The 9,712-nt window shown below is 58.3% G+C and carries 6 protein-coding genes, 2 rRNA genes and 1 pseudogene (1 of these 9 running past the window's edge); 6 read left to right on the top strand and 3 right to left on the bottom strand.

The genetic code is table 11. The features are described from left to right. From AC3IX1_RS19955 to mrdA, 3 genes are all read left to right on the top strand, one after another. Positions 1 to 1,768: ribosomal RNA gene (locus AC3IX1_RS19955) — 23S ribosomal RNA — on the top strand; it begins 1,126 nt to the left of the window's first position. 144 nt (positions 1,769 to 1,912) lie between these two features. Next, positions 1,913 to 2,028, top strand: a 5S ribosomal RNA gene (gene rrf / locus AC3IX1_RS19950). 210 nt (positions 2,029 to 2,238) lie between these two features. After that, entirely contained in the window at positions 2,239 to 4,131 is a 1,893-nt protein-coding gene (gene mrdA / locus AC3IX1_RS19945; RefSeq protein ID WP_489385516.1) for a penicillin-binding protein 2, read from the top strand. 12 nt (positions 4,132 to 4,143) lie between these two features. Here mrdA and AC3IX1_RS19940 read toward each other — a convergent pair whose 3' ends face one another. Further along, complete coding sequence (locus AC3IX1_RS19940; protein ID WP_489385515.1) at positions 4,144 to 5,103, bottom strand: LysR family transcriptional regulator; 960 nt, start codon at positions 5,101 to 5,103, stop codon at positions 4,144 to 4,146. A gap of 155 nt (positions 5,104 to 5,258) precedes the next feature. Between AC3IX1_RS19940 and AC3IX1_RS19935 the strand changes: the two are divergent. From AC3IX1_RS19935 to AC3IX1_RS19925, 3 genes and pseudogenes are all read left to right on the top strand, one after another. Beyond that, positions 5,259 to 5,746 (top strand): annotated as a pseudogene (locus AC3IX1_RS19935) (MFS transporter); the annotation flags it as partial. A 77-nt stretch (positions 5,747 to 5,823) separates the two neighbouring features. Then, positions 5,824 to 6,579 (top strand): class II aldolase/adducin family protein, encoded by a 756-nt coding sequence (locus AC3IX1_RS19930; RefSeq protein WP_489385514.1) that lies wholly within the window; start codon positions 5,824 to 5,826, stop codon positions 6,577 to 6,579. Next, positions 6,576 to 7,517, top strand: coding sequence for a 2-hydroxyacid dehydrogenase (locus tag AC3IX1_RS19925; protein WP_489385513.1), 942 nt, complete (start codon positions 6,576 to 6,578; stop codon positions 7,515 to 7,517). Before AC3IX1_RS19930 ends, AC3IX1_RS19925 begins: the two co-directional genes overlap by 4 nt. A 51-nt stretch (positions 7,518 to 7,568) precedes the next feature. On the opposite strand, the gene AC3IX1_RS19920 is transcribed toward AC3IX1_RS19925, so the two are convergent. Beyond that, on the bottom strand, positions 7,569 to 8,486 hold the full coding sequence (locus tag AC3IX1_RS19920) for a LysR family transcriptional regulator (protein ID WP_489385512.1): 918 nt from the start codon (positions 8,484 to 8,486) through the stop codon (positions 7,569 to 7,571). Between the two features lie 95 nt (positions 8,487 to 8,581). After that, a complete protein-coding gene (locus AC3IX1_RS19915) occupies positions 8,582 to 9,712 on the bottom strand; it encodes a glycosyltransferase family 4 protein (RefSeq protein ID WP_489385511.1) in 1,131 nt (376 codons plus the stop codon).

Here is a 9,712-nt window from a genome sequence, read left to right as displayed (position 1 = left end):
GGGGCTCAAACCATACACCGAAGCTACGGGTATCATCTTCGGATGATGCGGTAGAGGAGCGTTCTGTAAGCCTGTGAAGGTGAGTTGAGAAGCTTGCTGGAGGTATCAGAAGTGCGAATGCTGACATGAGTAACGACAATGGGTGTGAAAAACACCCACGCCGAAAGACCAAGGTTTCCTGCGCAACGTTAATCGACGCAGGGTTAGTCGGTCCCTAAGGCGAGGCTGAAAAGCGTAGTCGATGGAAAACAGGTTAATATTCCTGTACTTCTGGTTATTGCGATGGAGGGACGGAGAAGGCTAGGCCAGCTTGGCGTTGGTTGTCCAAGTTTAAGGTGGTAGGCTGAGATCTTAGGTAAATCCGGGATCTTAAGGCCGAGAGCTGATGACGAGTGTTCCTTTGGAACACGAAGTGGTTGATGCCATGCTTCCAAGAAAAGCTTCTAAGCTTCAGGTAACCAGGAACCGTACCCCAAACCGACACAGGTGGTTGGGTAGAGAATACCAAGGCGCTTGAGAGAACTCGGGTGAAGGAACTAGGCAAAATGGCACCGTAACTTCGGGAGAAGGTGCGCCGGTGAGGGTGAAGGACTTGCTCCGTAAGCCCACGCCGGTCGAAGATACCAGGCCGCTGCGACTGTTTATTAAAAACACAGCACTCTGCAAACACGAAAGTGGACGTATAGGGTGTGACGCCTGCCCGGTGCCGGAAGGTTAATTGATGGGGTTAGCTAACGCGAAGCTCTTGATCGAAGCCCCGGTAAACGGCGGCCGTAACTATAACGGTCCTAAGGTAGCGAAATTCCTTGTCGGGTAAGTTCCGACCTGCACGAATGGCGTAACGATGGCGGCGCTGTCTCCACCCGAGACTCAGTGAAATTGAAATCGCTGTGAAGATGCAGTGTATCCGCGGCTAGACGGAAAGACCCCGTGAACCTTTACTATAGCTTTGCACTGGACTTTGAATTTGCTTGTGTAGGATAGGTGGGAGGCTTTGAAGCGTGGACGCCAGTTCGCGTGGAGCCAACCTTGAAATACCACCCTGGCAACTTTGAGGTTCTAACTCAGGTCCGTTATCCGGATCGAGGACAGTGTATGGTGGGTAGTTTGACTGGGGCGGTCTCCTCCTAAAGAGTAACGGAGGAGTACGAAGGTGCGCTCAGACCGGTCGGAAATCGGTCGTAGAGTATAAAGGCAAAAGCGCGCTTGACTGCGAGACAGACACGTCGAGCAGGTACGAAAGTAGGTCTTAGTGATCCGGTGGTTCTGTATGGAAGGGCCATCGCTCAACGGATAAAAGGTACTCCGGGGATAACAGGCTGATACCGCCCAAGAGTTCATATCGACGGCGGTGTTTGGCACCTCGATGTCGGCTCATCACATCCTGGGGCTGAAGCCGGTCCCAAGGGTATGGCTGTTCGCCATTTAAAGTGGTACGCGAGCTGGGTTTAGAACGTCGTGAGACAGTTCGGTCCCTATCTGCCGTGGACGTTTGAGATTTGAGAGGGGCTGCTCCTAGTACGAGAGGACCGGAGTGGACGAACCTCTGGTGTTCCGGTTGTCACGCCAGTGGCATTGCCGGGTAGCTATGTTCGGAAAAGATAACCGCTGAAAGCATCTAAGCGGGAAACTTGCCTCAAGATGAGATCTCACTGGGACCTTGAGTCCCCTGAAGGGCCGTCGAAGACTACGACGTTGATAGGTTGGGTGTGTAAGCGCTGTGAGGCGTTGAGCTAACCAATACTAATTGCCCGTGAGGCTTGACCATATAACACCCAAGCAATTTGCGTCGAAAGGCCAGATTGCGGTGTGTGAAGACGCAATGAACCGAAAGTTCGAAAAACACACAAATCTATTACATACCCAATTTGCTGAAGCGAGGCCAGCCGGTCACGACTCAGTACCCGAATTTCTTGACGACCATAGAGCGTTGGAACCACCTGATCCCATCCCGAACTCAGCAGTGAAACGATGCATCGCCGATGGTAGTGTGGGGTTTCCCCATGTGAGAGTAGGTCATCGTCAAGATTAAATTCCGAAACCCCTATCTGCGTATGCAGGTAGGGGTTTTGTTTTTGTCCGCAGAAAAGCAGGGGCTAGCTGGCTCCCCCGCTCAAGGTCAATTGTAAAAAAAATCACACGAACATGACTCCACGGTTTTGCTAAGGTGCAGCTCATTTTTAATGGACTGAGTTTGCGCCCACGGATCGGCATTCTTTTCAAAGAGTTGCTGCACAAGTGCCTGAACCGATACCGATCAAGGACCACGAGAAAGAGACACGCCTGGTCAATAAAAGGCTGATGGCCTGCGGCTTGTTCGTTGCCGCTGTCACCTGTGCGCTGGTAGTGCGCATGTACGTCCTGCAAGTAGTCGAGTTCGACTATCACTCGACCATCTCCGAAAACAACCGCGTCCACGTCCTGCCGATTACACCGACCCGCGGGTTGATCTACGACCGCAACGGCGTACTCCTCGCAGACAACCGTCCCAGCTACAACCTGACCATCACCCGCGAACGTGCTTGCGATGTAAACAAAGAGCTGGACGAGGTGGTCAATCTCCTGCACTTGCCCGCTGAAGATCGCACGCAGTTCGACAAGGCGATGAAGCAGGCACGACACCCCTTCGTACCCGTGACGTTGTTCTATGAGTTGAGCGAAGAACAAATTGCCGTACTCGCCGTCAACGAGTTCCGCCTGCCGGGCCTTGATGTCGAGCCGCAGTTCGTTCGGCACTATCCATTGGGCGAGCACTTCGCTCATTCGGTCGGCTACGTCGGACGTATCAACGATAAAGAATCAAAGGCTCTGGATACCGTCGAGTACCGAGGCACCCAATCCATCGGCAAGACCGGGATCGAAAAATTCTACGAGTCGCAGCTGCACGGCCATGTCGGTTACGAGGAAGTCGAAACCAATGCCCAGGGCCGCGTGCTGCGAGTGCTCAAGCACACTGACCCGGTGCCAGGCGAAAACATTGTCCTGAGCCTCGACGTCAAGCTTCAGGAAACCGCCGAACACGCCCTGGGGGATCGCCGTGGTTCGGTGGTCGCGCTGGATCCGTCGACCGGTGAAGTGCTGGCCATGGTCAGCAACCCGAGTTTTGACCCGAATCTGTTCGTCACCGGCATCAGCTCCAAGGAATACTCCACGCTACGGGACTCCATCGACCGACCGCTGTTCAACCGTGTGCTGCGCGGTCTCTATGCGCCGGGGTCGACCATCAAGCCGGAAGTGGCAATCGCCGGCCTCGATGCCGGTGTCGTCACGCCACAGACCCGTGTGTTCGACCCCGGTTATTACCAGCTGCCGGATTTCGATCACAAGTACCGCAACTGGAACCACAGCGGCGACGGCTGGGTGGATATGGATGCGGCGATCATGCGGTCCAACGACACCTACTTCTATGATCTGGCACACAAGCTCGGTATCGATCGCCTGCATGACTACATGGCCATGTTCGGACTGGGTGAGAAAGTCTCCCTGGACATGAATGAAGAATCCCCAGGCCTGATGCCATCCCAAGCCTGGAAACGCGCCACACGTCGTCAGGCCTGGTTCCCGGGTGAGACGGTGATTCTCGGCATCGGTCAGGGCTACATGCAGGTCACGCCGCTGCAATTGGCCCAGGCTACAGCGCTGATTGCCAACAAAGGCATATGGAATCGCCCGCACCTGGCCAAAACCGTGGACGGCGTTGCGCCGGTGGATGAGCATCCGATGCCGAACATCCTGCTCAAGGATCCTCGCGACTGGGAGCAGGTCAACCACGGCATGCAGATGGTGATGCACGATGCCCGCGGGATTGCCCGGGCCGCAGCCGCGGGCGCGCAGTACCGTATCGCCGGCAAGAGTGGTACAGCGCAAGTGGTGGCGATCAAGCAGGGCGAACGTTACAACCGGGAGAAAACCCGCGAGCGTAACCGCGACAATGCCTTGTTCGTCGGTTTCGCCCCGGCCGAGCACCCGAAGATCTTGATTTCGGTGATGATCGAAAACGGCGAGGCGGGCGGCCGCGTTGCCGGTCCGGTCGTGCGGCAGATCATGGACGCCTGGCTACTCGATCAGGACGGCCACCTCAAGCCGCAGTACGCAGCGCCGAGCAAGGCACCGGGCGATCCTCACGTCTGAATCATCGTGGCTTCACAGCACAGGCTCACGGATGCTGAGCATGTGCTGGAAGCTCTCGAGGAACACCGTTTCGGCCTGGCTCATCTTCTGTTCGCGATTCCACAACAGCTGGATATCGAAATCCACCACCCCGTCTTCCGGCGGCAAGCGCCAGAGCAGACCTTGCTCGACGTCCCGGCGCACCAGATGGGTGGGCAAGGCGCCGATGCCGTAACCTGCGCAGATCAAGCGGTAAATTTCTTCGAAGCTGGTGGAAGAGGCGACGATCTTGCCGGTGAAACCTTGCTGGTCGCGGAACATCGTCAGGGGGGAAAGATTGCCGCCCAATTGATCGCTGGTGAAGCTGACGAAGTTTTCCGCCGCCAGTTGTTCCAGGCTCAGGTTCTCTTGTCCGAACAGCCGGTGACGCTGGCCACAAAAGTAAGCATAGGTCTCTCGAAACAGTACCCGTTGCTCCAGCCGCGGCTGTGGCAAGCGGCACAGACCGACGCCGATGGTTGCGGTCTTTTGCAGCAGCGAACTGATGATGTTCGAACTGCCCATCACCTCGACTTCCAGCTCGATTTTCGGGTGGGTTTCATGGAAGTCCGCGAGGAAATCATCGTAATGCCGCGCCTGCACGCCGCTGACGGTGAGGATGCGGATCTTGCCCACCACGTCGTCGTGACGGCTCTCCACCACCGTCCCCAGGCGTGAAATATCCCCGTAGATATCCGCCGCTATGCGCAGGACTTCTTCCCCGGTTTCCGTCAGGTCAAAGCGTCGTCCGCTGCGGGCAATCAACACGCATTCCAGTTGTTCTTCCAGTCGTTTCAGCGCCTGGCTGACCGCCGACTGGGTGATGTGCAGTCGCGCGGCGGCGCGGCTCATGCTGCCTTCCTGGCCGATGACCAGATAGGTGCGCAGCAGGTTCCAGTCGAGGCGGTCATTGAGAAAGCGCCGGCCGACCCACGGGTTGGAAGTGGAAGGCATAAAACCTCATGCAGTAGCATTGCTAATAGTAAAGATAAGAATTTGAAAATTGACTAATCCTGGCATGGAAGCGATAAAGCCCACAAGCGCCATAGAGTGCAACCGTCATCAGCCTTAACACCTGCCCCAAAACTATAAATACACAGGGTCCTTGCATGCACACTACTCCCCAACCGCGCCGAGCCGCGGCCGCTGCCTTCATTGGCACGACCATCGAGTTCTACGACTTCTACATCTACGCCACCGCGGCGGCGCTGGTCCTCGGGCAAGTGTTCTTTCCCAGCAGCGACCCGGTCATGAGTACCCTCGCGGCGTTCGGCAGTTTCGCTGTCGGCTTTATTGCGCGGCCCATGGTCGGCCTGTTGATCCGTTCCGGGGTTCACGAGTCGCCGGAATTCGCCAAGGTCCAGGACAACAACGAGACGGCCAAATATCCGGTGATGGAGGTGATCCGCACCTGCTGGCGACAGATCCTGTTCGCCGCCGCTGGGGTGACCATCGGCTCGGCGAAGGGCGTTTTCTCAAATGGGTCGCGCTGCTGTGCATGCTCACGCCGTACCCGATGTTCCTGCTGGTCGGCACGCAGAACATTCTGTTGATGACGCTCGGCATCGCGTTGGCGGTGGTGATTCTCTCGGCCCTGTCCCTGATCGGTGTTTGCGGCCTGGCCCGCCTGCGCGCCAACCCGGTCGTCACCCACTCTGCCAAAGAGGTGTATTCGTGAGTAAACCTGCACACATCGACCCGGTTGAATGGCAAGCCCGTTGCGAGCTGGCGGCGCTGTATCGACTGGTCGCGCACTTTCGCATGACCGACCTGATCGACACCCACATCACCCTGCGGATACCGGGGCCTGAACACCAATTCCTGATCAACCGCTACGGGGTGATCTTTGACCGCATGCGCGCCTCGGACCTGGTGCGCATCGATCAGGAAGGGCGGGTGGTCGATCCGGAATACGCAGGCCATCGGGTCAACGCCGCCGGCTTCGTGATTCACTCGGCGATCCATATGGCGCGCCCGGACCTGAACTGTGTAATCCACACCCACACGGCAGCCGGCATGGCGGTTGCGGCGCAGAAGCAGGGCTTGCTGCCGATCAGTCAGCATGCGCTGAAGTTCTACGGCAAATTGGCCTATCACACCTATGAAGGCATCGCGCTGTCGCTGGATGAGCGCGAGCGCTTGATCGCCGACCTCGGTCCGCACAGGGCGATGATCCTGCGCAACCATGGTTTGCTGGTAGGTGGCTCGGGCGTGGCCCAGGCTTTCCAGGAAATCCACTTCCTGGAGCGCGCCTGTCAGGCCCAGGTGCAGGCACTGGCCGGTGGTTCGGCACTGCATTACCCGTCACCGGAAGTCTGTGCGCACACCGCCGAACAGTTTGACCGTGATGAGCAGGACAACATCATCGACCTGGCCTGGGAGGCCGCTCTGACGTTGATCGAATCCCAGCGCGAGTCTTATTTGTCATGAACGCCGTCATCAATACCGTGGTCCTGTTGTCCCGCGATACCCTGCTGCTCAAGCAATTGCAGGCGGCGTTTGCCCGCAGTGCGCCGCAGCTCACCGCCGTGCAGGCCGATGATTCCCGGGCCGCCAATGCGCAGATGGCGGCGTGCTGGTTTCCCTTGCCCGGCAGTCTCGGCGCATTGCCGAACCTGCAGGTGATCCACTCGGTGGCAGCCGGTATCGATCACCTCGATCACGATCCTTCATGCCCGGACCTGCCGGTTTGCCGTGTGGTCGACCCGGGCCATCGCCAGGGCATGACCGAGTACGTGCGCTGGGCGGTGATCCACTATCACCGCGGTTTCGACCAGGTGTTGTCGCAACAGCGGGAGCAACGCTGGGAGCGGCCGCTGCAACGGGCGGCGGGGCAGTTCAAGGTCGGTGTGATGGGGCTCGGATCGCTGGGCAGCGCGATTGCTCTGGACCTGGTCGCAGCCGGTTACGACGTGCGCGGCTGGGCACGGCGCAGCAAGGACTTGCCGGGTGTGCGCACGTTCGCCGGGGTTGATGCCTTGCATCCGTTTCTCGACGGCGTCGAGTTGCTGATCAACCTGTTGCCACTCACCAGCGAAACCCGCGGGATTCTCGGGCGAGCCACTTTCGAACAACTCGCCAACGGCGCTGCACTGGTCAACTGTGGCCGGGGCGGTCATTTGAACATCGACGACCTCGAGCAGGCCTTGGCGAGCGGACACTTGCGCGGCGCCTTGCTGGATGTCTTCGAGCAGGAACCTCTGCCGGTCGATAACCGGCTCTGGACGATGCCCGGTGTCACCATCACCCCGCACATGGCCTCGGCGGCTTCCCATGATTGTATTGCCGAACAAGTGGCGGAAAACTTCCGTCGATTGAATAGCGGCGAACCGTTATTGAACTGTGCCGACCGATTACTGGGTTATTGAACCCACCGCTATCCACCTAATAAAAATGCCCTGCGAACTCGCCCGTTGCGTCTAATCCGTCAGCCGTTGTTGCAGGCTTTCGAGAAAGATCGTCTCGGCCCGGCTCATGCGCTGTTCGCGATTCCACAGCAAATGAATGTCCACATCGGCAATCCCTTCGTGGGGGGGCAGGCGCCAGAGCAGTCCGGCGTCGACGTCCGCCGCCACCACGTGTTCGGGCAGACAGCCGATACCGAAGCCGGCGATCACAAGTCGCCGGACTTCCTCCAGGCTCGGTGAGGACGCGACGATGCGGCCGCTGAAACCCTGCTGATCGCGGAATATCGTCAGCGGCGAGAGCATGCCGCCGATCTGGTCGCTGGTGAAACTGACGAAATTCTCCCGCTGCAAATCCCCTTCGGCGACGGCCTGTTGGCCGAACATTCCATGGTGTTTGCCGCAGAAAAACGCATAGCGCTGACGCAGGAACAAGCGCTGCTCCAGGCGTGGCTGCGGGCGCCGATTGAGGCTCAGGCCTAGGGTCGCGGTTTTTTCCTGGAGGGCGCTGACGATATCGGAACTGCGCATCACATCGACTTCCAGGTCCACTCGCGGGTACTGGCGATGGAAATCGGCGAGGAAGTCATCAAAGCGCTCGGAGAAGATCCGGCTGATGATCAGCAACCGCACTTTGCCGATCACTTCGTCGGCCGGTTGTTCCAGCACGCTGCTGACCTGGGACATTTGCCCGTAGATTTCCCCGGCCAGAGCGAAGATCTGCTCGCCGACTTCGGTCAGGGCAAAACGTGGCCCGCGACGGGCAATCAGTTGGCGGCCCAGTTGTTCTTCCAGGCGCTTGAGTGCCTGGCTCACTGCCGGTTGTGTCAGGTGCAGGCGGGCGGCGGCGCGGCTGATGCTCTGCTCCTGGCCAATCACCCGAAAGGTGCGCAGCAGGTTCCAGTCCAGGCGGTCATTGAGCAGACGTTGCATAGGCGTTCAACAGTCAGGAAAAGGTTGATAGAGAAAGTCGACGGCCTGCACACGTCGTGCGCAAACCATGGAAATTCTACATCGCAGGATCGGCGTCATGCGTAGGCGAGGGCTTTTTCTTCCAGCAGTTCCTCATACAAGGCCGCCCATTTGCGACCCATTTCGTCCGCCGTGAACAGATGTTGATAACGGGCCTGAGCTTTCTCGCCCATTTGCGCCGCCAGCACCGGGTTTTCCCAAAGCGTGCGCATTGCCTCACGAAATGCCGATGGATTGCTCGGCGGCACCACCAGTCCGGTCTCGTTATGGATGTTGATGTAACTGGTGCCGGTGCCAATTTCACTGGAGATCATCGGTTTGCCATACATCGCGCCTTCCAGCAGCGAAATGCCAAAGGCTTCGGAGCGCAGGTGCGACGGGAACACCACCGCATAACTCAACTCGAGCAAGGCGACCTTGTCTTCGTCGCCCAGGAAACCGAGGAAGTGCAGGTTCTGCAGACCCAGGGCCCTGGCCTGGGCATGCAGCTGCGCTTCCAGCGGGCCGGCACCCACGATCACCACGGGATAGTTCAGCCCCTGCATCGCTTCGAGCAGGATGTGCAGCCCCTTGTAGTAGCGCATGACACCGACGAACAGAAAGAACTTGTCCCCCAGCTTCTGGCGCCAGCGCTCGGTCCGTGCCGCGTCGTGCTTCGGATAACCCGACTTGTCCAGGCCATAGGTGATGACTCGAGTCTTGTCCCGGTAGTCCTTGAGCACATCGCTGGTGTGAAAGTAGTTGGGGGACGCCACGGCGATTCGATCCGCGCTGTCCAGGAACCGACGCATCAACGGCCGGTACAGTTTGAGCAGGTGACGTTGGCGAATGATGTCGGAGTGGTAACTCACCACGCTGGGTTTTTTGGTGGTGCTGGCAAAATGCACCAGGTCCATGAAGGGCCAGGGGAAGTGGTAGTTGACCACGTCGGCTTCAGCCGCGAGCTCACGAAACTGCTTGAACACGCTGTAGGAAAAACCGGTGGAGGCGAGTTGAAAATCCATCCTGGCCTGATGCACCTGGTGCTCGCGGATCTGCAACACGCCCGGTACCGGATTATTGCTCAGGGTCAGCACGCTGCTGTCGACACCATGGCGCGCACCGCTTTCGCTCATCTGGAAAATGACTTGTTCGATGCCACCCATGGAGTCGGGCAAGTAGGTTTTATAAAAGTGCAGAACGCGCAT

The sequence above is a fragment of the Pseudomonas sp. KH_046_2 genome (assembly GCF_057838985.1).
Note: the sequence above shows the minus strand (reverse complement) of the source record. Positions and strands in the feature narration are given on the sequence as shown.

Bases quoted from the DNA above. Each gene is read 5' to 3' on its own strand.
- AC3IX1_RS19940 (WP_489385515.1), bottom strand. From the start codon at position 5,103: ATGCCTTCCACTTCCAACCCGTGGGTCGGCCGGCGCTTTCTCAATGAC.
- AC3IX1_RS19925 (WP_489385513.1), top strand. From the start codon at position 6,576: ATGAACGCCGTCATCAATACCGTGGTCCTGTTGTCCCGCGATACCCTG.
- AC3IX1_RS19920 (WP_489385512.1), bottom strand. From the start codon at position 8,486: ATGCAACGTCTGCTCAATGACCGCCTGGACTGGAACCTGCTGCGCACC.
- AC3IX1_RS19915 (WP_489385511.1), bottom strand. From the start codon at position 9,712: ATGCGCGTTCTGCACTTTTATAAAACCTACTTGCCCGACTCCATGGGT.